The sequence below is a fragment of the Lysobacter sp. 22409 genome, assembly GCF_052045105.1.
Lineage (GTDB): Bacteria > Pseudomonadota > Gammaproteobacteria > Xanthomonadales > Xanthomonadaceae > Lysobacter > Lysobacter antibioticus_B.
The window spans coordinates 122,120-142,460 of record NZ_JBQEOE010000005.1 but is presented as its reverse complement, the minus strand read 5'-3'; the positions used below and the strand labels follow the sequence as shown (position 1 = coordinate 142,460).

Below are 20,341 nucleotides of genomic sequence, written 5' to 3'. Positions count from 1 at the left end.
CCTACAGGGGCGGTCTGCGACCGAATGTCCCGGGGCCGCCATCTAGCCAATCTCGCGCCTCGAACCCGACAATGGCGCTTTCCGACAATGGATGTTGCGCATGCGTGCTGCCGCCCTGCTGCTTGTCCTGGCATCGTTCGGTGCCGACGCGATCGTCGTTCGCGACGATGTCCCGGATCTGCGCTATCGGATGGCGGCCTCCGAATTCCCGGCGCTGGCGGACATGCCTGGCGAGGGCCATGGGGTGCTCATCGCGCCGCAGTGGGTCGTTACCGCCGCCCATGCCGTCGCCTGGCAGCAGGCCGTGGATGCGGTGGTCGTCGGCGGCACGCCGCGTGCGGTACGCCGCATCGTCGTCCATCCGGGTTATAAGCAGCCGCCTCAGGCGATGATCGACGCCGCGCTGAAATCGGGCGATTGGGAGGCGTTCTTCGCGTTCGCCGCTACCTCCGACGACATCGCCCTGATAGAGCTTGCCGAGCCGGTGCGCGATGTCGCACCCGCGCGCATCTACCACGGCTCGGCATTGGGCAAGGTCGTTCGGATCATGGGGCGCGGCGCCACGGGGACGGGCTCGAAGGGCCATTCGCTGCATGGACCGAACCGGACCGCCCTGCGCCAGGGCTACAACCGGATCGGCACCGAGGAAACCCGCTGGATCGGCTACACCTTCGACGCACCGCCGAACGCGCTGCCTTTGGAGGCCTCCGCCGGTAGCGGTGACAGCGGCGGGCCGATCCTGGTCGCGGTGGACAAGCAATGGCAGGTCGCAGGCGTAACGGCGTGGAAGCGTGGCCTGGTCGAGGGCACCGAACTGCGCCCGGGGCGATACGGCGAGACCAGTTACGGCGTGCGGCTGGGGAACTACGCCGGCTGGATCGAAGAGACGATGGCGGTGGGTGGGGATTCCGGGAAATCCGCCGGACTTTGAAGCGGCACTGGCGACGGGGATAGGAACGCCGGTGGATCGCTGCCTGATGTAGGCGAATCGCTTCCTGTAGGAGCGGCGTCAGCTGCGACTGCGAACCCCGGCGTGCGGCGCAAGCTGAAACCCCGCGGTCGCGACTTGCGTCGCTCCTACAGGGGCCCAGACCGCTGCGCGGATTTCTGGGATGCAGGCGAATCGCTGTCTGTAGGAGCGGCGCGAGCCGCGACCGTGAATTTTGGCGTGCGGCGCGAGCTGGAGACCCCGCGGTCGCGACTTACGTCGCTCCTACCGGGGGCCCAGACGGCTGCGCGGTTCTTCGGATACAGGTGAATCGCTCTGTGTAGGAGCGGCGCAAGCCGCGACCGCGAATCCTGGCATGCGGCGCAAGCTGGAAGTCCCGCGGTCGCGACTTGCGTCGCTCCTACAAGGGGCCCAGACGGCTGCGTGGTTTTTTGGGATGCAAAGCCGGCGGAGATAGGACTGCCGGTGAATCGCTTCCTGTAGGAGCGGCGCGAGCCGCGACTGCGAATCTTGGCGTGCGGCGCGAGTTGGGAACCCCGCGGTCGCGACTTGCGTCGCTCCTACAGGGGGCCCAGACGGCTTTGCGGTATTTTTGGATACAGGTGAATCGCTCCCTGTAGGAGCGGCGCGAGCCGCGACTGCGAATCCTGGCGTGCGGCGCAAGCTGGAACCCCTGCGGTCGCGACTTGCGTCGCTCCTACAGGGCCCAGTCGGCCGCGCGCGCGGTCAGCGGTTCTGCGACTCGGGGTGCCTCACCTGCCCTGCTCCGCGCACGACGAAACGCTCGATGGTCAGCGACTCCACGCCCATCGGGCCGTAGGCGTGCAGGCGCGTGGTCGAGATGCCGATCTCGGCGCCGAGGCCGAGCTGGCCGCCGTCGTTGAAGCGCGAGGAGGCGTTGACCATCACCGCCGAACTGCGGGTGCCGCGGACGAACGCCTCGGCGGTGGCGGCGTCTTCGGTCGCGATGACTTCGGTGTGGTCGGAGCCGAAGCGGGCGATGTGCGCGAGCGCTTCGTCCAGCCCATCGACCACTTTCGCGGCGATGATCAGGTCGAGGTATTCGGCGGCGTAGTCGCCCTCATCGGCGGGCTGCACCGTGCCGGCCGGCAGGTCCGCCGCGAGCGCGCGCGTGCGCTCGCAGCCGCGCACCTGCACGCCGCGTCCGGCCAGCGCGACGAGCGCGCGCGGGACGAAATCGGCGGCGATGTCGCGATGCACCAGCACGGTTTCCAGCGCGTTGCACACGCCCGGCCGCGAGGCCTTGCCGTCGATCAGCAGGCCGAGTGCGAGTTCGATCTCGGCGGCGCGGTCGACATAGAGATGGCACACGCCCTTGTAGTGCTTGATGACCGGCACCCGCGCGTGTTCGGCGACGAAACGGATCAGCCCCTCGCCGCCGCGCGGAATCGCCAGGTCGACCAGGTCCGACAGTTGCAGCAGTTCGAGCACATGCTCGCGCGCCGGGTCTTCGATCAACGATACCGCCGCGGCCGGCAGGCCCTGCTCGCGCAGTGCCGCATGCAGGCAGGCGGCGATCGCCGCGTTGCTGGCGCGCGCTTCCGACCCGCCGCGCAGCAGCACCGCGTTGCCGGCTTTCAGGCACAGCGCGGCGGCATCGGCGGTGACGTTGGGGCGCGCCTCGTAGATCATCGCGATCAAGCCCAGCGGCACGCGCTGGCGTTCGATCACCAAACCGTTGGGCCGGGTTTCGCGTCGAGTGATTTCGCCGAGCGGGTCGGCCTGCGCGGCGACTTCGCGCAGCGCGCCGGCGATCGCGGCCAGGCGCGACGGGTCGAGGCGCAGACGGTCGAGCATCGACGCGCTCAGGCCGGCCGCTTCGCCGCGACCGAGGTCTTCGGCATTCGCGCTGAGAATGCGCTCGCTGGAAGCGTCGAGCTGCGCCGCCATCGCCTCGATCAGGCGGCGGCGCGCGTCGCCGTCGAGCGCGGCGAGGACGACAGAGGCGTCGCGCGCCTGTTGGGCCAGGGCCCGGACATAACCGCTCATGGCAAGACTTCCTTGGGCAACTCGGTGACGGCGCCGGGACCGGCGTCGCCATTGGAACTCTGGGACGGCGCGCTGGCGCGATCGAGCAGCACCAGATCGTCGCGATGCACCACCGATTCACCGTAGCGGAAACCGATCAGCGCCTCGATATCGCGGCTGTGGCGGCCGGCGATCCGGCGCACCTCGCCGGCGTTGTACTGGACCAGGCCGCGCCCGAGCACCGCGGCGGCATCGCCGACGCTGCGCAGCTCGACCACGTCGCCGCGGCGGAACTCGCCTTCGGCCGCGACCACTCCGCCCGGCAACAACGAGGCGCCGCGATCGTGCAGGGCCGTCGCCGCGCCGGCGTCGATGCGCAGGCAACCGCTGGCCGGCGCATGCCGCAGCCACTGCTTGCGCGCACGCAAACGGTCGCTGCGCGCCGCCACCAGGGTGCCGTGCAAGCGGCCTTCGCCGAGCGCGGCGACCACTTCGGCATCGCGGCCGCAGAACAAGGCGGTGGCGATGCCGGCGGTGGCGGCCTTGGCCGCGGCTTCGAGCTTGGTGCGCATGCCGCCGGTGCCGAGCGTGCCGGCGCCGCCGCTGGCGGCGTCGAGCAGTTCCGGCGTGACCACGGCGACCTGCGCAATCGGCCGCGCCGTCGGATCGCGCTGCGGATGGCCGCTATAGAGGCCGCCGATGTCGGTCGCGATCAGCAGCAGGTCGGCATCGACTAGCGACGCGACCGCAGCAGCGAGGTTGTCGTTGTCGCCGAGTTTCAATTCGTCGACGGCGACGGTGTCGTTCTCGTTGATGACCGGCAAGGCGCCGAGCCGCAGCAGCTCGCGCAACGAAGCGCGCGCATTGAGATAGCGGCGGCGGTTGCGCAGGTCGTCGTGGGTCAACAGCACCTGCGCCACCGGTACCGGCGACAGGCCCTGCCAGAATGCGATCAGCGAAGCCTGGCCCAGCGAGGCCAAGGCCTGCCGCAATACCAGGCCGTTGCCGCCGGCCTCGATGCGGCTGCGCCCGGCGGCGACTGCGCCGGACGACACCAGCACCACTTCGCGTTGTTGCGCGCGCGCTTCGGCGATGAAGCGCGCCAGCCCGGCCGCATAGCGCGGGTCGAGCCCGCCGCCGGCCTGGTCGGCGAAACCGGCCAGCAAGCTGCTGCCGACCTTGAGCACAGCGCGACGCCAGTTCGGCAAAGGCTGGGCGATGAAATCCTTTGCCGCGACGCTCATGTCAGTGCCTGCAAGCGTCTGCGCAGCACGTCGAGGCGCAGGTCGGCGGACGCGCCGGGCGACACGCGCGCGGCCAGACTGGCTTCGGGATCGCCTTCGGCCCAGCGCGCCGGATCGGCCGCCTGCTTGTAGGCGTCGCGGAACGGCACGCCTTGACGAGCCAGGTCCACGGCCAGGTCGGTCGCGTACATCGACGGGTCGAGCGCGGCGCGCAGGTTGTCGGACTTCCATTCCAGATTGCGCAGCAGATCCGGCAGCAGTTCGAGCGCAGCCAGGCCGCGGCCGAAGGCGTGGAAAATCGCGCCCTTGGAGAACTGCAGGTCGCGGTGATAGCCGGACGGCAACGACAGCAGATGCTCGATCTCCGAGCGTGCGGCGGCAACGCTGGCATAACTCGCGCGCATCAACTCGATCACGTCGGGGTTGCGCTTGTTCGGCATAATCGAGCTGCCGGTGGTGTACTCGGCCGGCAGCGCGACGAAGGCGAACTCGGCGGTGGTGAACAGGCTCAGGTCCCAGGCCAGGCGGCGCAGGTCGAGCACCGCGGTCGACAAGGCGTCGATCGCGCCGAGCTCGAACTTGCCGCGCGAGAGCTGCGCATACGCCGCCGACACCTGCAGGCGGCCGAAACCGAGCGCTTGCGTGGTATGGTCGCGCGCCAGCGGCAGGTTGACGCCGTAACCGGCGGCGCTGCCGAGCGGATTGGCGTCGACCCAATCGAGGGTCTGCTGCGCGCGCACGGCGTTGTCGATGAAGCCTTCGGCCCAGGCGCCCCACCACATACCGGCCGAGGACACCACCGCGCGCTGCAGATGGGTATAGCCCGGCAACGGCAACTGCGCTTCGGCTTCAGCGCGGGCCAAGGCGACCTCGGCGGTCTCGCGGCACAGCGCGTACAGATGCGACAGGCGATCCTTGAGCCAGAGTCGGGTCGCGACCAGGATCTGGTCGTTGCGGCTGCGGCCGGTGTGGATCTTGCGGCCGGCATCGCCGAGGCGTTCGATCAAACGGCCTTCGATCGCCGAATGGCCGTCCTCGAAACGTTCGTCGAGGACGAAGCGGCCGGCGCGGAAGTCCTCCGCCAGCACGTCGAGCTCGCGAGTCAGGCCGGCCAACTCGTCGGCGTTGAGGATGCCGATCTGCTGCAGGCCTTGCGCATGCGCGGCGCTGGCCTGGATGTCGAACAGGAAGAATTCGCGGTCGAGGATCACGTCCGCGCCGGCGAGGAAGTTCTGGATGCGCGCGTCGACCTTGACGCCGGGTTTTTGCCAAAGCAGATCGGACATGAGGGCGGCTCGCGGGGGGCTAGAGGTTGGTGTGGGGGTGAGGGGTGAGGAGTGAGGAGTGAGAAATGAGGAGCGAGGAACCAAGAACTGGGAACTGCAAGCAACGCTTTACTCGTTACTCGCTCCTCCTCACTCGTTCCTCGCTTCGATCCGCGCCGGCACGTCGGCCGGCGTCAGTTCGCTGCGTTCGCCGCTGGCGCGGCGCTTGAGTTCGACGATACCGCGATCCAGTCCGCGCCGGCCCACCACGACCTGCCAAGGCAGGCCGAGCAAGTCCATGCGCGCGAACTTGACCCCGGCGCGTTCTGGGGTGTCGTCGTGCAATACGTCGATGCCGCGCGCTTCGAGCTGCGCTTGCAGTTCGACGCAGGCGGCCTCGACTTGCGCATCGGCCGGGTCGAGATTGACCAAGCCGACGCGGAACGGTGCGACCGCATCGGGCCAGACGATGCCGCTGTCGTCGTGGCCGGCCTCGATGATCGCGCCGAGCAGGCGCGACACGCCGATGCCGTAGGAGCCGCCGTGGATCGGCCGCTCGTCGCCCTCGGGCGTGGTCACCAGCGCCTTCATCGGTGCCGAGTATTTGGTGCCGAAGTAGAACACCTGCCCGACCTCGATGCCGCGGGTCTGCACGCGCTGTTCGGACGGCACCTCGCGCTCGAAGCGCTCGATGTCGTGGACGTCCTCGGTGGCGGCGTAACGCGCGGTCCAGGCCTGCACGATCGGTTCCAGGTCGCCTTCGTAGTCGGTGTCGTCGCCGGGAATCGGCAGATCGAGCACGGCGCGGTCGCAATACACCGCCGACTCGCCGGTCTGCGCCAGCACCAGGAACTCGTGCAAGAGATCGCCGCCGATCGGGCCGGTCTCGGCGCGCATCGGGATCGCGCGGATGCCCATGCGGGCGAAGATGCGCAGGTAGGCGACGAACATGCGCCGGTACGACCGGCGCGCCGCGGCTTCGTCCAGGTCGAAGGAATAGGCGTCCTTCATCAGGAACTCGCGCCCGCGCATGACCCCGAAGCGCGGCCGTTGCTCGTCGCGGAACTTCCACTGCACGTGGTACAGGTTCATCGGCAGCGCGCGGTAGGACCGCACGTTGGCGCGGAAGATCGCGGTGATCATGTCCTCGTTGGTCGGCCCGTACAGCAGCTCGCGCTCGTGCCTGTCCTTGATGCGCAGCATCTCCGGGCCGTAGGCGTCGTAGCGGCCGCTCTCGCGCCACAGGTCGGCCAGTTGCAGGGTCGGCATCAGCAGTTCGAGCGCACCGGCGCGGTTCATCTCGTCGCGGACGATGGCCTCGATCTTGCGCAACACCCGCAGACCGGCCGGCAACCAGGAATAGATGCCGGCGGCTTCCTGGCGGATCAGCCCTGCGCGCAGCATCAAGCGATGCGAAGCGATCTGCGCGTCGGCGGGGTTTTCCTTCAATGTCGGCAACAGGTAACGCGACAGACGCATGGCGACCTACTCCTGGGTTTCGAACGACTCACCGACCACCAACCTACTTACCGTCCCGCTCCCCCCTTTGGAAAAGGGGGGTTAGGGGGGATTTGCTCTTGCTCTTGCTCGACCAACGACAAAAACAACGGCAACAGCAAATCCCCCCTGCCCCCCTTTTCCAAGGGGGGGAACGGCTTGGGGTTACGGTTGCGGTCGCGACTCCACTTCGATGCCGGCCAGCTCGTCGAAACCGAATGCCAGGTTGAGGTTCTGCAAAGCCTGCGTCGCCGCGCCCTTGAGCAGGTTGTCCAGGGTCGATACCACCACCACGCGGCGGCCGTCCTCGGACATGCTGAAGCCGCCGATGTCGACGTGGTGCTTGCCGGCGATCGCGCTGACCCACGGCGCCTCTTCCTGCACCCGCACCATCGGCTCGCCGTCGTAATGGCGGTGGTAGTGCTCGACCAGTTCCTCGCGCTCGAAGCGGCGCGACAGATGCAGGTTGGAGGTGATGGTCAGGCCGCGGAAATGCGCGGCCACGTGCGGCATGAACTCGACCGGGTGGCCCAGGTGACGGGTGACTTCGCGCTCGTGCATATGCCCGGTCAGCGCGTACGGCATCAGGTTGTCGCGCAGCTTGTCGGGGTCGTTCTTGTCCGACGGCGAGGTGCCGGCACCGGAATAACCCGACACGCCGAAGCACTGCACCGGGCCTTCCAGCACGTTGAGCAACGGCGCGATCGCCAACTGCATCGCGCTGGCGTAGCAACCCGGATTGCTGATCCGGCGCTGGCCGTGGTACTGGCCGCGGGTCAGCTCCGGCAGGCCGTAGTACCAGTGGTCGTCGAAGCGGTAATCCGCCGACAAGTCGATCAGCACCGGTTCGGCGCCGACGGCGTCGAAGGCGGCGACGCACTGCGCGGCCTTGCCGTTCGGCAGGGCCAGCACGATCGCGTCGGCGCCCAGGCCCGGCAGCTCTTCGTGGCTCGGCGAGCTGTAACGCAGGTCGCCGCCTTTCGCGGCGTATTCGGGAATGTGGTCGGCGACCGGTTGCCCGACCAGCTCGCGCGAGGACACGAAGGCCAGCTCGAACTGCGGATGCGCGGCGATCAGCCGGATCAGGTCGGCGCCGACATGGCCGCGCGCGCCGACGATGCCTAGGGTCTTAGCCATGGGTCTTGCCTCCGGAAGCATGCTGTTCGAGCTTGTACTGCAGATTACGTTTCACCGCCGGCCACTCGTTGTCGATGATCGAGAACGCGACGGTGTCGCGGCGGCTGCCGTCGGCATGGCGGCGGTGATTGCGCAGCACGCCGTCCTGCTTGGCGCCGAGGCGGGCGATCGCGGTGCGCGAGGCCAGGTTGAACCAACTGGTCTCGAAGCCCACCGCGATGCAGTCCAGCGACTCGAAGGCATGCCCGAGCAGCAACAGCTTGGCTTCGGTGTTCAGGCCGGTGCGCTGCACGCGCGGCACGTAAAAGGTGTAGCCGATCTGCACCCGCGGCACGCTCGCGTCCATGTCGTAATAGCGGGTGCTGCCGACCACCTCGCCGGCCGCATCGAGCACCGCATAGGCCCAGGCCGTGCCCCTGCCCTGCATCGCGAGGGCCGCATCGACATAGGCTTCGACGGCTTCGGGCGCCGGCACGTTGGTGTACCAGGCGCGCGCCAGCTCGCCGTCGGCCAAGGCGACGCGCAAACCGTCGGCATGCGCATAGCTCAACGGTTCGAGGGTGACGTGCTCGCCGCTCAATCGGATCGGCCGGTGCCAGGCGGCGGCGGTGTGGTCCTCGCTCATGGGCTCAGTCCTGCAGGGTCGGGTCGCGCTGGGAAGAGAACGCCACGCATTCGGCGATCTCGTCGAAACCGTTCATGCCGTACCAGAACACCTTCCACTTCTCCTGCTTGTAGCAGCCGTCGGACTCGGCGTAATAGAACGGATTGACCGGGTTGCCGTGGCGCGAGCGCCAGAACAGGCTCGGGTTCTGTTCGCGCATGACCTGCCACACGGCGCGGCCGAGGCCTTCGCCCTGGGCGTCGTCGAGCACGGCGAACTTATCCAGATAGGTGTGGCCGCCGCCGTCGATCAGGATCACCGCGGCGCGGTAGTTCTCGCTGACGTAGGCGCGCTTGAGCGTGGTGGTGTCGAAGTAGTCGCCGACCAGTTTGCGCCCGAACGCCGACTCGATCAGGCTGCGCAGCCGCACCAGGTCGAGCTGGTCCCAACGCTCGGCCTGCAGCACGCGTTCGCCGCGCCGCACCAGGGTGCCCGAGCCCTTGTGGGTGAACAGTTCCTTGGCCAGTTCGGCCGGCTTGGTGATCGACACCGACGAAGTCAGCGGCAACTTGTCCAGCAAATCCTTGATCTGCTCGATCTTGACCCGCATGCCGCCGTTGATCCACGGCTGCTGGATCAGGTGCTCGTACTCGGTCGACAGGTTGATCGAGTCGATGACCCGGCCGTTGTCGTCGAGCAGGCCGCCGGTGCCGGTCAGGAACACGATCTTGTACGGCTGCAGCACCTGCACCAGCTCGTTGGCGGCGAAATCGGCGTTGACGTTAAGGATCTGGCCGCCGGCGGTTTCGCCGAGGCTGGCGATCACCGGGATCGAGCCGGCCTGCAGGCTGGCCTCGATCGGCGCCAAGTTGATCGCGCGCACTTCGCCGACCAGGCCATAGGTGTCGCGGTCGAGATAATCGGCCTCGAACACGCCGGAGATGATCGAAGTCGCGCGCGCGTCGCCGGTCTGCAAGGCTTCGACCAGCTTGAGGTTCTGCGCCTGGAACACGCGGCGCACGATCGCCAGCGCTTCCGGCGAGGTCACGCGCAGGCCGTTGACGGTCTGCTTCTCGATGCCGGCCGCGGCCAGCTCGGTATCGAGCTGCGGGCCGGCGCCGTGGATCACGATCGGGGTCAGGCCGACGTCCTGCAGGAAGGCCAGCGACGAGGTCAGCGCGGTGAGATCGTCGCGCAACACCGCGCCGCCGACCTTGACCACCGCGAAGCGCTTGGCGTCGAGCTGGGAAAAACGTTTGAGGTACTGCGAGATCTCCTTCGCGCTGGCCATGCTCGAAAGCAGGCGCACGATGGTCTGTCGCGTTTGCAGGTGGGCGTCCATCGAAATGCTCATTGCGCGTTGTTGTCCATGATGCGGGCGACGCTGTCGGCGTAACGCTGCAGTTGTTCCAGGGCGACCCACTCGTCGGCGGTGTGGGCCTGGGCGATGTCGCCGGGGCCGTACACCATCGCGGTCAGGCCGCCGGCCGAGAACAGCGAGGCCTCGGTCCAGAAATCCACCGCGTTGCCGATCGGCAGGTCGAGCGCGTCGGCAAGGTCGCGCGCTTCCAGGCGCCGCTGTTCGGCGGTGGCGACATCGCCGGCCGGCAGCGAGGGGCCGCGGAAGGTTTCTTCGTAACTCTCGATGGCACTGGCGTCGGCCATGCCGCGGAAGCCCTCATGCAGGCCGTCGATCGATTGCGAAGGCAACGGCCGGAAGCCGAAACGCAGCTCGGCGCTCGGCGCGATCATATTGGCCTTGATGCCGCCTTCGACCCGGCCGATGTTGAAGCGCAGGCCGGTCAGGCCGCCGAAGCGCTGGTGCGACTGCGACTCGACGAAGTCCAGGGCCTTGCCGCCCCAGCGGATCGCCTGGTGCAAGGCGCTGGTCTGCATCGCGTTCGCACCGGAAGCGTGGCCGGCGACGCCGCGGAACTTCAGCAGCACCGAGCTGATGCCGCGATGGGCGAGCACGGCTTCGCACATCGTCGGCTCGGCGATGATGGCTTCGTCGAAACCGTGATCGGTGGCGAGGAAACCGGCGATGCAGCGCGGGTCGTTGGCTTCTTCGTCGGTGCTGAACAAGAATGCGGCATCGCCCTTGGTCGTCGCGGCGGCGGCGAGCAGGCCGGCGGCCGCGCCCTTGATGTCGCAGGCGCCCAGGCCGATCGCGCGGTCCTCGGTGACGCGCAAGGTATGCGGATCGGCGCTCCAGGCCTGCGACGACGGCACCGTGTCGAGATGGACGTTGAACAGACGCCGCGGTTGCCCGCGCACGGCCAGCATCGACACCGCCCCGGCGCCGTGGTCGACGACTTCGATACGGAAGCCGTCGAGCTGGCTGCGCAGATAGTCGAAGATGCCGCCGGTGCCGATCTCGCGCGGCGGATTGCGGGTGTCGAAGGACACCAGGGCCTGCAGGTGCTTCAGGACTTCGGGGAGCATGGTTGGGCTCGAGTCTTTCGCTTGGGTGGCGGACGAGGAGTGAGGAGTGAGGAGTGAGAAGTGAGAAGTGAGGAGAGGTTAAGTTCGCTTTCGCTCACTCCTCACTCCTCTCCACTCACTCCTGGCAAGAGCATCAGCCCTTGCGGTTGATCTCCGCCCACAGCGTGCTGCTCATACCGAACAACTTGATGAAGCCCTCGGCCTCGGCCACGCCCCAGTCGGCGGCCTGAGCATAAGTCGCGCCCTTGGCGTTGAGGATGTGCGCCGAGTTGATCGCCACCGCGTTGACTACGCCGCCCGAGGTTTCCAGCACCACTTCGCCGTTGACCGTGCTCTGCGAGCTGGCCAGGAAGGCTTCGAGATCGGTCTTCAGCGGGTCGTGGAAGAAGCCTTCATAGACCAGTTCGACCCACTTGCGCGCCACGTCCGGCTTGAAGCGGTTCTGCTGCTTGCTCAGCACCGCCTCTTCCAGCGCGCGATGCGCGGTCAACAGCGCGATCAGGCCCGGCGCCTCGAAAATGATCCGCCCTTTGAGGCCGATGGTGGTGTCGCCGGTATACAGGCCGCGGCCCACGCCGTACTGCGCGAACAAACCGTTGAGCTTGGCCAGCAGCTTGTGGCCTTCGATCTTCTCGCCATCCAACGCCACCGCTTCGCCGTTCTCGAACGTCAGCGTGACCTTCAACGACTGCGCCGGCCATTCCGCACGCGGCTTGCACCAGCCCACCGCGCCCTCGCCCGGCGCCTGCCAGCGGTCGATCTCGCCGCCGGACATGGTCAGGCCGAGCAGGTTCTCGTTGATCGTGTAGGCCTTCTGCTTGGCGCGCACGCCGAAGCCGCGCTCTTCCAGGTACTTCTGCTCGTAGGCGCGCACTTCGGTGTGTTCTTTCTGGATTTCGCGGATCGGCGCGACGATCTCGTAATCGCCGAGCGCCTTCACCGCCAGGTCGAAACGCACCTGGTCGTTGCCCATGCCGGTGCAACCGTGGGCGATGACCTTGCAGCCCAGCTCGGCGGCGCGCGCGAGCGCGGCCTCGACGATCAGGTAACGGTCCGACACCAGCAGCGGGTACTGGCCCTGGTAGCCCTCGCCGGCCCAGACGAAGGGCTTGACGAAGCCCGACCAGATCGCCGGGCCGCCGTCGACGGTGACGTGGCTGGCGACGCCGAGTTCGGCCGCGCGCTGCTCGATGAAAGCGCGCTCTTCGGCATCGACGCCGCCGGTGTCGGCGAACACGGTGTGCACGGCCCAGCCGCGCTCCTGCAGGTAAGGCACGCAGAAGCTGGTGTCGAGGCCGCCGGAGAAGGCCAGCACGATATTGCGATCAGTCATGGGGGTTTCCGGGGAAAGAAGTGAGTGAAAAGGAAAAGGAGTGAGGAGTGAGCAAGAGCGGGAGCGCGGGAGGGAGGACGAGCGAGCAGGAGCCCTGCTCACTCCTCACTCCTCTCCACTCACTCCTAGATCAGGGCGGCCATGATCGCCTTCTGCACGTGCAGGCGGTTTTCGGCTTCGTCGATGGCGATGCACTGCGGCGAATCCATCACCGCGTCGGTGGCCTTGACGTTGCGGCGCAGCGGCAGGCAGTGGCTGAAGACGCCGTTGTTGGTCAGCGCCATCTTGGCTTCGTCGACGATGAAGTGCTGGTACTGGTCGCGGATGGGCTTTTCCGGGCCCCAGTTGCCGAAGTACGGCAGTGCGCCCCAGCTCTTGGCGTAGACCACGTCGGCGCCGCGGTAGGCGCTTTCGATGTCGTGGCTGACCTGCAGCGAACCGCCGCTTTCGGCCACGTTCTGCTCGGCCCAGCCCATGTAGCGCTCGTCGAGCACGTACTCCGGGGTCGGGCACAGCAGGGTCACGTCCATGCCCATGCGTGTGGCGATGGTCAGGGCGGAGTTGGCGACCGCGGTGTTGAGCGGCTTGGGGTGATAGGTCCAGGTCAGCACGTACTTCTTGCCGCGCAGGTCGCTGGTGCCGAAGTGCTCCTGCAGGGCCAGCGCGTGGGCGAGCTCCTGGCAGGGATGGGTGATGGTTTCCATGTTGATGACCGGCACCGGCGAGTACTTGGCGAAGCTCGCCAACACCTTGTCCTGGCGGTCGTTGGCCCAGTCGACGAACTTCGGGAACGCACGCACGCCGATCAGGTCGACGTAGCGGCCGAGCACCTTGGCCACTTCGGCGATGTGCTCCTCGGTGTCGCCGTCCATCACCGTGCCCAGCTCGAACTCGATCGGCCAAGCGTCCTTGCCGGGCTGCAGGACCACGGCATGGCCTCCGAGCTGGAACGCGCCGAGCTCGAAGCTGGTGCGCGTGCGCATCGACGGATTGAAGAACACCAGCGCGATCGACTTGCCCTTGAGGTGGTCGCCGAGCTTGCTGCGCTTGAACGCGGCGGCCTGCGCCAGCAGCGCATCGAGGTCGGCGCGCGACCAGTCCTGGGTGTTGAGGAAATGCTTCATTGGTCAGCTCGAGAATGGGGAATCGGGAATGGGGAATCGGTTAGAGCGGTTGCGCTGTGGCCGGCAGTCGCGAGAGGAGACGGATAACGGCGTACTGCTCTGCCATTCCCGATTCCCCATTCCCGATTCCCGACCCGAAAAACAAAAAAGCCCAGCGCTAAGGCTGGGCTTTTCGTGTGTGGTGCTTGTTACACGAACGACGGCGAGCGCCGTCACCCAGCTGATTGGCAGGGCAACGGTCGACGCGCGCGCGAGGTCATGCCCGCCGCCATGTAGGCGGAGGTCAGGATGTCGGCGTCGGCGTAGTTCGGGTTCATGAGGCCGCGAATGCTCGCATGGGCAGGCCCGGGGCGCAAGCCGGCCAAGCAAGGCCAGGCCCGATCCAGGCCGGTCGTGATCAGCGCGAGGTGCTGATCGGGGTGATGATCGGGGTCACCGCGACCCGGATCCGCAGCTTGTTGCCGGGGTCTTCGGGCAGGCGCGAGCGGAACCGGCTGCCCTTGTAGACGTAGTCGACGTCGTAGGCGATCGGGCGGCGGAACTCGCGCTCGACCGGCACCGGCTTGCAGTTGTCGCCGGTGCTGGGCTTGGGATTGCGCTCGCGGCCGAGGGCTTCGCGGACCGCGCCGACTACCCGCGACAGGCGCGAATCCTCGGGGGTGGGCGGCTCCGGCTCGCACTGCTGCTCGACCGTGGTGGCGCGCAGGGTCTGGTAGACCGGCGTCACCTTCAGCACCTGGGCGTAGTCGAATCGCACGTTTTCGGCCTGGATGACCGTGTGCTGGGCCGCCGCCGGGATCGTCCACAGGCCAGCCAGGGCGCTGGCGAGCACCAGGATCGAAGCCTGCAGGACGGTTCGGTTCATCGGGCTCGCGGAGTGGGATTCGTAAACAAAGTGTAAGAGCAGTGTCCGCTCACGGCCTGAATCCCGCCTTTAGACCTTGAGCCTGCGAGCTCTCGGCGCGGTGCCGGCGCCGCTTCGGAGGCCGGAAGCCGGCCGGATTGCGCACCGGGCCCGCGCCGTCGCGCCCGAATCCTCGCCCTGCCCCTGCCACTTGCCCGCCGTTCGCACCGGCACCGCCGCGTCGAACCGCGAAGCGGATCGGCCGCATCGCCGGCCCGGATCGCCGCGGCGCGCACCGCGAGGGTCATCGGCCGTTAGAATGAACCGACCCCAAGCCGTATCTCCATGAGCCTGCATCTCTACAACAGCCTGTCGCGACAGGTCGAAGCCTTCGTCCCGCTGGATCCGGCACGCCCGACGATGTACGTCTGCGGCCCCACGGTCTACAACTTCGCGCATATCGGCAACGCCCGCGGCCCGGTCGTGTTCGGCGTGCTCGCCGACCTGCTGCGCCGCCGCTACGGCGTGCTGGCCTACGCGCGCAACATCACCGACGTCGACGACAAGATCAACGCCGCGGCCGCCGAACAGGGCGTGCCGATCTCGACCATCACCGATCGCTTCGCCGCCGCCTACCGCGAGGACATGTCCGGCCTCGGCGTGCGCCTGCCTGAGATCGAGCCGGCCGCGACCGCGCACATCGGCGAAATCGTGACGATGATCGAGCGCCTGATCGAAAACGGTCACGCCTACGCCGCCGAAGGTCACGTGCTGTTCTCGATCGAGACCTACGACGGCTACGGCAAGCTCTCGCGCCGCGACATCGAGGACATGCGCGCCGGCGCCCGCATCGAGGTCGCGCCGTACAAGCGCGACGCCGGCGACTTCGTCTTGTGGAAGCCCTCGACCGGCGACCTCCCGGGCTGGGACTCGCCCTGGGGCCGCGGCCGCCCGGGCTGGCATATCGAGTGCTCGGCGATGGCCGCCGCGCACCTGGGCGAAACCATCGACATCCACGCCGGCGGCGTCGACCTGGTGTTTCCGCACCACGAGAACGAAATCGCCCAGAGCGAATGCGCCCACGGCGGCAAGACCTTCGCCCGCTTCTGGCTGCACAACGGCATGCTCAATTTCGACGGCGGCAAGATGGCCAAGTCGAAGGGCAACATCGAGACCGTGCGCGACCTGCTCGGCAAGCATCCGGCCGAAGCGCTGCGCTATGCCCTGCTGTCGGCGCACTACCGCCAGCCGCTGGAATGGTCGCCGGGCCTGATCGAACAAAGCGCGCGCACCCTGGACCGTCTGTACGGCACCTTGCGCGAGCTGGCCGAGGTCGACGCCGGCGCCGTTGCGATCCCGGCCAGCATCGAGGCCGCGCTCGAGGACGACCTCAACACCCCGCAGGCGCTGGCCGAACTGGCGCGCATCGCCGGCGAAGCGCGCAAGGCCACCGACCCGGCCGAACAGGCTCAGCTCAAGCGCGACCTGCTCGGCGCCGGCCTGGCCCTGGGCCTGCTGCAGCAAGACCCGGCGGCGTGGTTCGTCGGCGCGGTCGATGCCGACGACGACGCCCGCATCCAGGACCTGGTCGACGAGCGCAACGCGGCCAAGAAAGCGCGCGATTTCGCCCGCGCCGACGCGATCCGCGACCAACTCGCCGGCGAAGGCATCCTGCTCGAGGACACGCCGGCCGGCGTGCGCTGGGTCAGGAAGCGCGCCACCCAGCCGGCCTGAGGCCGGTCGCGGCGACCACCGCTGCGCTTGTGCACGCCCGGCCGGCAACGGCCGCGGCGCACGCCCCGAATACCGCGCCAGGGACGGCCGCCTACCGTGATGAATCGATGATAGTCAGTCCCTTCCCGCTCGAATCCACCGCCGCGCAAGCGCAGGCCGCGATCCGCGAAGAATTCGCCTTCTTCGGCGACTGGTCCGAGCGTTACCAGTACCTGATCGACCTCGGCCGCAAGCTGCCCGACCTGCCGGACGAGTGGAAGACCGAACAGCATCGCCTGCTCGGTTGCCAGTCGATGGTCTGGATCGTGGTCGAAGGCGACGCCGACAAGCTGGTGTTCCATGCGATCAGCGACTCGGCCATCGTCTCCGGCCTGATCTACCTGGCCCTGCGTGTGTACTCGGGTCGCAGCGCGACCGAGATCGTCGCCACCCAGGCCGACTACATCGCCGACATCGGCCTGGCCAAGCACCTCTCGCCGACCCGCAGCAACGGCCTGGCGGCCTTGCTCGCCTTCGTCCGCGACCAGGCGCAACGCCGGCTGTGAGCACCGACGCCGACCGCCCCGCTGCCGTCGGCACCGGCTCCCGCGACGCTGCCACTACCATTCAAACCTCCGCCGCTCCAGCGATAGGCGCCGCGCAACTGCTGCGCAACCCCGGCTTCGTCGGCCTGCTGGTGTATCGCTTGCTGGGCATGCTGTCGTACCAGATCGTCGCGGTCACCGTCGGCTGGCATGTCTACGAAATCACCCACGACCCGCTCGCGCTCGGCCTGATCGGCCTGACCGAGGTCATCCCCTACTTCTGCTTCGCCCTGTTCGCAGGCTATGCGGTCGATCACCTGCCGCGGCGCAAGCTCGGCCTGTTCGCATGCCTCGGCTTGTTGTTGACGACGCTGATGCTGGCCGGCGTCGCCAGCGGCTATCTGCCGACCGGCGCGTTCGGTTTCGGCACTTTGACCATCTATGCGGCGATCGCCATCAACGGCGTGGTCCGCGCCTTCCTGGCGCCGGTCTACATGTCGTTGTTCGCGCGCGTGCTCAAGCGCGAGCACTACGCGCGCGGCGCCGGCGTCAGCAGCGTGGTCATGCAGACCGGGCTGGTGCTCGGCCCGGCGATGGGCGGCGCGCTGGTGGCTTGGGGCGGCAAGACCTCCGCGTATCTGGTCGCGGCCGGTTTCGCCCTGGCCGCGGCGGTCGCGATCATTTCCCTGCGCGTGACCGAACCGCCGGCGCCGGCCGAACGCGCGCCGGTGTTCAAGAGCATCGGCGAAGGCCTGCGCTTCGTCTTCAATAATCAGGTGGTGCTCGGCGCGCAGGCGCTGGACATGTTCTCGGTGCTGTTCGGCGGCGCGGTGGCGCTGCTGCCGGCCTTCATCAACGACATCCTGCATTACGGCCCGGAGGCCCTGGGCGTGCTGCGCGCGGCGCCGGCCGCCGGCGCGGTGCTGATCGGGTTGTGGCTGGCGAAACATCCGCCGCAGAAGAACGCCGGCCGCCTGCTGCTGTACGCGGTGGCCGGGTTCGGCCTGTGCATCATCGGCTTCGCCCTGTCGCGGCAGTTCTGGCTGTCGGCGGCGATGCTGATGTTGTCGGGCATGTGCGACGGCGTTTCGGTGGTGCTGCGCTCGACCATCCTGCAGTTGTCCACGCCCGACGAAATGCGCGGCCGGGTCTCGTCGATCAACGGCATCTTCATCGGCTCGTCGAACGAGCTCGGCGCGTTCGAATCGGGCCTGGCGGCGCGCCTGATGGGCCTGGTGCCGTCGGTGATCTTCGGCGGCTGCATGACCCTGGCGGTGGTCGGTGCGACCGCGAAACTGGCACCGAAGCTGCGCCGGCTGGACCTGCGCGACCTGCAATGAGGCCGCGCCACGGCCGGATCAGCGGCCGGATCAATCGCTGCGCAGTCTGACCCGGCGACGCTCCGCTTCCGAATGTTCCGCCGCGTCGGCGCGCGGCGCCGGCTTGCGCACGGCCGCCGCGATCGCGGCGACCAGGGCGATCAGGCCGTTCAAGGCCACCGCCGCGACCGCCACCAGCACGTCGCCATAGCTGCCGGCGGCGCTGGGCTCGGCATCGAGATTGGCCAACTGCCATACGCCCGCTCCGATCAGGGGCGAGCCGACCAGCAGGTTGAGCACGAACAAGGCCGGGCCGGCCACGCGGTCGAAGCGGTAGGACAGCCGCCACAGCACGAGGTTGAGGCCGATGATCAGCACCGGTGCGGCCAGTAACAGCAAATCGTCCATGAAGGGTGGCTGGGTTGTGCGGGTACGGACACGGTATCACCGCATCGGGGTGCCGGTAGCCGCCGGCGGCTAAGCCGGCGATGCCGCAGGCGACATGTCGCGCAGGCGTCCGATGCCGGCCCGGCATCGCTCGGCGTAGTCCGGGTCGGCGGCGATCTCGTCGAGAATCGCGATCTCCTGCGCCCGCGCCTCTGCCTGCAGCGAAACGAACGCATCGAGCAACCCGGCAAAGTGCGGCGGCGAATTGAGTATCCGGGTGTGCAACAAGGCGCACCACTCCGGCGCCCGCTGCCGCAACGTCGTCAGGTTTTGCGTCAGCGCAGCGAAATACCGGTCCGCGGCAAAGCTTTCGACGGCGTGGACGACGCCGAAGATCACCTCATGGAATTCGCAATCGTCGTCGAGCAGGCCGAGCAAGGCAGGGATCAAGGCCTCGTCCTCGGCGCGATACGCCTCGGCGATCAAGGCGTCGAAGCGCGCCACATTGGTGTCGTCGACCGGCCCGAAGGCAAGCAGGTCGCGGCGGATCTCGCAGGTGGGGCGCATCGTGCATCGCTCCTGGGCAACTCGTGGTGGGTGCGTCGTACCGGGGTCGATCCGGCACAGCGTGCCCGGCCCGGCCTGCATCGTAGCGGCGCGGCCGCAAACGAAAAGCCCCGCTTTCGCGGGGCCTTTCGTGATGCGGGACGAAGCGACGGTTCAGTCGCCCATCTGCTTCTGCAGATGTTCCCAACGCTCCTGGGCGTCGATGGTGCGCTCGGCGGTCAGGCGCGCCTCCAGGCGCTCCAGGCCGATTTCTTCGCCGGTGTCGACGCAGAAACCGTAGTCGCCGGAATCCACGCGCTTGAGGGTGCTGTCGATCTTGCTGATCAGCTTGCGGTAACGGTCGCGGGTGCGAAGCTCGAGCGAGTTTTCGGTCTCGCGGGTGGCGCGCTCGGCCTCGTCGCCGACATCGCGCACTTCGTCCTTGAGGTTCTCGATGGTCTGCTTCGACTCTTCGACCAGGTCGGTGCGCCACTGCAACAGACGCTGGCGGAAGTACTCCAGCTGCAGCGGGCTCATGTATTCCTCGTCCGACGCCGGCTTGTAGCCTTCCGGCACGAGCGGACGACCGGTGGCGGGGTCGTTCTTGTAGGGCACGACCTTGACCTTGGTTTTCGGGGCGGGGGTTTGTTGGCTCTTGGCGGTCACGGCCACGGCGACCTTGCCGGCCGGGCGCGGAGCCGGAGCGGCGGCGGTTGTCGCAGGCTTGCCCGCGGGAGTTTTGCTGGATGCTGTCTGGGTCACTGTGTTCTTGCTTTGGTCGGAGATGCTGACGACCTGCGCCGGGGCGACCTTGGAGGACGGCGGCGACGCGGGCTGCTTGTCGGCAGGCTTGGCTGCGGGCTTCACAGCTTCGGGCTTTTTCACTTCAGTTTTCTTAAGCTCGGGCTTCTTTGCTCCGCTGTCCTTGCTTGCCGCGGATTTATTGGCCGGTGCGGGCACCGCCTTCTTCGCCGGAACCGCCGGCTTGGCGGCCGGCTTCTTCGCGGCCGGAGCCTTGGCAGGCGCCGTCTTCTTCGCGGGCGCGGCCTTCTTGGCCGCCGGTTTGCTCGGCGTGGCTTTCTTGACTGCTGCCGTCTTGGTCGCCGCGGGCTTGCTCGCAGGCTTCTTGGCCGCGGGCGTCTTGACCGCAGGCTTCTTGGCGACCGCCTTCTTCGGCGCAGGCTTGGCCACGGGTTTGGCCACCTTCTTAGCGGCCGGCTTGACGGTCTTCTTGGCGGCCTTGGCGGCCTTCTTCGCAGGTTTTTTCACTGCCACGAGCGGCTTGTCCTTCTATTCCCTGAGGGCGCCCCTGGACGCCGTCCAGGAGCTTCGCGGGCCAAGCATGACCCACCCGGTCATCAAATGCACATGCGTTCGACGACCGCAAGTGAAATCCGACA

At 67.9% G+C, this 20,341-nt stretch carries 18 protein-coding genes; 4 read left to right on the top strand and 14 right to left on the bottom strand.

What is annotated here, in order from left to right:
* Positions 1–100: 100 nt before the first annotated feature.
* Positions 101–931: a S1 family peptidase gene (locus tag ACTJJK_RS04430; protein WP_440729580.1), complete on the top strand. Its 831-nt coding sequence runs from the start codon at positions 101–103 to the stop codon at positions 929–931.
* Positions 932–1,675: 744 nt separating this feature from the next.
* On the opposite strand, the gene ACTJJK_RS04425 is transcribed toward ACTJJK_RS04430, so the two are convergent.
* The 11 genes from ACTJJK_RS04425 to ACTJJK_RS04375 form a co-directional block, all read right to left on the bottom strand.
* Complete coding sequence (locus ACTJJK_RS04425) at positions 1,676–2,959, bottom strand: glutamate-5-semialdehyde dehydrogenase (RefSeq protein ID WP_440729579.1); 1,284 nt, start codon at positions 2,957–2,959, stop codon at positions 1,676–1,678.
* Positions 2,956–4,182 (bottom strand): glutamate 5-kinase, encoded by a 1,227-nt coding sequence (gene proB / locus ACTJJK_RS04420; protein WP_440729578.1) that lies wholly within the window; start codon positions 4,180–4,182, stop codon positions 2,956–2,958. Before proB ends, ACTJJK_RS04425 begins: the two co-directional genes overlap by 4 nt.
* The gene (argH, locus tag ACTJJK_RS04415) at positions 4,179–5,468 is read right to left on the bottom strand and encodes an argininosuccinate lyase (RefSeq protein ID WP_440729577.1); all 1,290 of its coding nucleotides are present in this window, start codon (positions 5,466–5,468) and stop codon (positions 4,179–4,181) included. The genes proB and argH overlap by 4 nt, the downstream gene beginning before the upstream one ends.
* Before the next feature lie 129 nt (positions 5,469–5,597).
* Positions 5,598–6,926, bottom strand: a complete 1,329-nt coding sequence (gene proS, locus ACTJJK_RS04410; protein ID WP_440729576.1) for a proline--tRNA ligase — start codon at positions 6,924–6,926, stop codon at positions 5,598–5,600.
* Between the two features lie 183 nt (positions 6,927–7,109).
* Positions 7,110–8,081 carry an N-acetyl-gamma-glutamyl-phosphate reductase gene (gene argC, locus ACTJJK_RS04405; protein ID WP_440729575.1) on the bottom strand — a complete coding sequence of 324 codons (972 nt, stop codon included), beginning with the start codon at positions 8,079–8,081 and terminating at the stop codon, positions 7,110–7,112.
* Positions 8,074–8,706 carry a GNAT family N-acetyltransferase gene (locus ACTJJK_RS04400; RefSeq protein WP_440729574.1) on the bottom strand — a complete coding sequence of 211 codons (633 nt, stop codon included), beginning with the start codon at positions 8,704–8,706 and terminating at the stop codon, positions 8,074–8,076. The genes argC and ACTJJK_RS04400 overlap by 8 nt, the downstream gene beginning before the upstream one ends.
* Positions 8,707–8,710: 4 nt before the next feature.
* The gene (locus ACTJJK_RS04395; RefSeq protein WP_440729573.1) at positions 8,711–10,039 is read right to left on the bottom strand and encodes an acetylglutamate kinase; all 1,329 of its coding nucleotides are present in this window, start codon (positions 10,037–10,039) and stop codon (positions 8,711–8,713) included.
* A complete protein-coding gene (locus ACTJJK_RS04390) occupies positions 10,036–11,130 on the bottom strand; it encodes an acetylornithine deacetylase (protein WP_440729572.1) in 1,095 nt (364 codons plus the stop codon). The genes ACTJJK_RS04395 and ACTJJK_RS04390 overlap by 4 nt, the downstream gene beginning before the upstream one ends.
* 133 nt (positions 11,131–11,263) lie before the next feature.
* The gene (locus ACTJJK_RS04385; protein WP_440729571.1) at positions 11,264–12,463 is read right to left on the bottom strand and encodes an argininosuccinate synthase; all 1,200 of its coding nucleotides are present in this window, start codon (positions 12,461–12,463) and stop codon (positions 11,264–11,266) included.
* Positions 12,464–12,588: 125 nt separating this feature from the next.
* Positions 12,589–13,587 carry an N-acetylornithine carbamoyltransferase gene (locus ACTJJK_RS04380; RefSeq protein ID WP_031370534.1) on the bottom strand — a complete coding sequence of 333 codons (999 nt, stop codon included), beginning with the start codon at positions 13,585–13,587 and terminating at the stop codon, positions 12,589–12,591.
* A 397-nt stretch (positions 13,588–13,984) separates the two neighbouring features.
* Entirely contained in the window at positions 13,985–14,452 is a 468-nt protein-coding gene (locus ACTJJK_RS04375; RefSeq protein ID WP_031370535.1) for a hypothetical protein, read from the bottom strand.
* A 324-nt stretch (positions 14,453–14,776) separates the two neighbouring features.
* On the opposite strand from ACTJJK_RS04375, the gene cysS reads away from it, so the two are divergent.
* From cysS to ACTJJK_RS04360, 3 genes are all read left to right on the top strand, one after another.
* The gene (gene cysS, locus ACTJJK_RS04370) at positions 14,777–16,165 is read left to right on the top strand and encodes a cysteine--tRNA ligase (RefSeq protein WP_440729570.1); all 1,389 of its coding nucleotides are present in this window, start codon (positions 14,777–14,779) and stop codon (positions 16,163–16,165) included.
* A gap of 107 nt (positions 16,166–16,272) precedes the next feature.
* Positions 16,273–16,710, top strand: a complete 438-nt coding sequence (locus ACTJJK_RS04365) for a SufE family protein (RefSeq protein ID WP_031370537.1) — start codon at positions 16,273–16,275, stop codon at positions 16,708–16,710.
* 59 nt (positions 16,711–16,769) lie between these two features.
* The gene (locus tag ACTJJK_RS04360) at positions 16,770–18,029 is read left to right on the top strand and encodes an MFS transporter (protein ID WP_440729615.1); all 1,260 of its coding nucleotides are present in this window, start codon (positions 16,770–16,772) and stop codon (positions 18,027–18,029) included.
* A 30-nt stretch (positions 18,030–18,059) separates the two neighbouring features.
* Here the strand turns inward: ACTJJK_RS04360 and ACTJJK_RS04355 are convergent, their stop codons facing one another.
* The 3 genes from ACTJJK_RS04355 to dksA all read right to left on the bottom strand — a co-directional run bounded on the left by ACTJJK_RS04355 (position 18,060) and on the right by dksA (position 20,216).
* The gene (locus ACTJJK_RS04355; RefSeq protein WP_440729569.1) at positions 18,060–18,416 is read right to left on the bottom strand and encodes a hypothetical protein; all 357 of its coding nucleotides are present in this window, start codon (positions 18,414–18,416) and stop codon (positions 18,060–18,062) included.
* Between the two features lie 69 nt (positions 18,417–18,485).
* Positions 18,486–19,043, bottom strand: a complete 558-nt coding sequence (locus ACTJJK_RS04350; protein WP_440729568.1) for an Imm30 family immunity protein — start codon at positions 19,041–19,043, stop codon at positions 18,486–18,488.
* Between the two features lie 72 nt (positions 19,044–19,115).
* Positions 19,116–20,216, bottom strand: coding sequence for an RNA polymerase-binding protein DksA (gene dksA / locus ACTJJK_RS04345; RefSeq protein ID WP_081930581.1), 1,101 nt, complete (start codon positions 20,214–20,216; stop codon positions 19,116–19,118).
* Positions 20,217–20,341 lie beyond the last annotated feature (125 nt).

Coding starts and splice junctions, on each gene's coding strand:
- ACTJJK_RS04430 (WP_440729580.1), top strand. CDS start 101: ATGCGTGCTGCCGCCCTGCTGCTTGTCCTGGCATCGTTCGGTGCCGAC.
- ACTJJK_RS04425 (WP_440729579.1), bottom strand. CDS start 2,959: ATGAGCGGTTATGTCCGGGCCCTGGCCCAACAGGCGCGCGACGCCTCT.
- proB (WP_440729578.1), bottom strand. CDS start 4,182: ATGAGCGTCGCGGCAAAGGATTTCATCGCCCAGCCTTTGCCGAACTGG.
- argH (WP_440729577.1), bottom strand. CDS start 5,468: ATGTCCGATCTGCTTTGGCAAAAACCCGGCGTCAAGGTCGACGCGCGC.
- proS (WP_440729576.1), bottom strand. CDS start 6,926: ATGCGTCTGTCGCGTTACCTGTTGCCGACATTGAAGGAAAACCCCGCC.
- argC (WP_440729575.1), bottom strand. CDS start 8,081: ATGGCTAAGACCCTAGGCATCGTCGGCGCGCGCGGCCATGTCGGCGCC.
- ACTJJK_RS04400 (WP_440729574.1), bottom strand. CDS start 8,706: ATGAGCGAGGACCACACCGCCGCCGCCTGGCACCGGCCGATCCGATTG.
- ACTJJK_RS04395 (WP_440729573.1), bottom strand. CDS start 10,039: ATGAGCATTTCGATGGACGCCCACCTGCAAACGCGACAGACCATCGTG.
- ACTJJK_RS04390 (WP_440729572.1), bottom strand. CDS start 11,130: ATGCTCCCCGAAGTCCTGAAGCACCTGCAGGCCCTGGTGTCCTTCGAC.
- ACTJJK_RS04385 (WP_440729571.1), bottom strand. CDS start 12,463: ATGACTGATCGCAATATCGTGCTGGCCTTCTCCGGCGGCCTCGACACC.
- ACTJJK_RS04380 (WP_031370534.1), bottom strand. CDS start 13,587: ATGAAGCATTTCCTCAACACCCAGGACTGGTCGCGCGCCGACCTCGAT.
- ACTJJK_RS04375 (WP_031370535.1), bottom strand. CDS start 14,452: ATGAACCGAACCGTCCTGCAGGCTTCGATCCTGGTGCTCGCCAGCGCC.
- cysS (WP_440729570.1), top strand. CDS start 14,777: ATGAGCCTGCATCTCTACAACAGCCTGTCGCGACAGGTCGAAGCCTTC.
- ACTJJK_RS04365 (WP_031370537.1), top strand. CDS start 16,273: ATGATAGTCAGTCCCTTCCCGCTCGAATCCACCGCCGCGCAAGCGCAG.
- ACTJJK_RS04355 (WP_440729569.1), bottom strand. CDS start 18,416: ATGGACGATTTGCTGTTACTGGCCGCACCGGTGCTGATCATCGGCCTC.
- ACTJJK_RS04350 (WP_440729568.1), bottom strand. CDS start 19,043: ATGCAGGCCGGGCCGGGCACGCTGTGCCGGATCGACCCCGGTACGACG.